General features: G+C 66.8%; 1 protein-coding gene. It reads left to right on the forward strand.

What is annotated here, in order from left to right; genetic code table 11:
- Positions 1 to 15 precede the first annotated feature (15 nt).
- A partial coding sequence (locus tag HA630_RS00275; RefSeq protein WP_256368601.1) for a DUF4113 domain-containing protein occupies positions 16 to 927 on the forward strand: 912 nt, incomplete at its 3' end.

Below are 927 nucleotides of genomic sequence, written 5' to 3' on the forward strand. Positions count from 1 at the left end.
GACATGAGCCACCGGATGATGACCATGGCCGAGACGCTGGGCTGTGGCCAGGAGGTCTATTCCATCGACGAGTGCTTTCTGGACATGACGGGCATTCCGGTCGCGACGGAGCGGGCACGACGAAAGCAGGCGGAGATCCAGCGGGGCATCGGGATTGCGACCTGCATCGGGATGGGGTCGAGCAAGACGCTGGCCAAGCTGGCGAACCACATCGCCAGGCAGTTGCAGGCCGGAGGCGTTCATACCGTGCTGGACCTGAAGCGGCTGGACCCGGCGACCGTCAAGCGCAGCTGGTCGGTGGTGCTGGAGCGCACGGTGCGTGAGCTCAACGGCATCGCCTGCCTGGAACTGGACGATCAACCCGCGCCGAAGCAGGAGATTGCCTGCACCCGCAGTTTTGGAGAGAAGGTCACCGAGTTGGTCGAACTCCGGCAGGCGGTGACGGAGTTTGCCAGTCGGGCGGCGCAGAAGCTGCGGGGTCAGGGCAGCCTGGCGGGTGCGGTGCTGGTGTTTGTGCGCACCAGTCCGTTTCGGCCCAACGATGCGCAGTACGCCCGCTCCATCACCCTGCCTTTGCGGCTGCCGAGTTCGGACACGCTGCGGATCACGGACGCTGCGCTGCGCGGGTTGCAGGCGATCTTCCGGCCGGGGTTCAACTACGCCAAGGCCGGGGTGATGCTGCTGGACTTGCAGGCCAAGACGGCGGACCAGCAGGAGCTGGACCTGGGGGACGATGCGCGGGTGACGGAGGTGCGCAACGGGCGCCTGATGGCGGCGCTGGATGCGCTCAACGACCGCTACGGCAAGGGCACGCTCAAGCTGGGGTCGGCGTTGGTGGAAGGCAGGGACGCGGGGCAGCGCAGCCGCTGGGTGATGAAGCAGGAGCGGCGAACGCCTCGGTACACAACGCGAGTGGGTGAGTTGGTG

The organism is Aquabacterium sp. A08 (genome assembly GCF_011742065.1).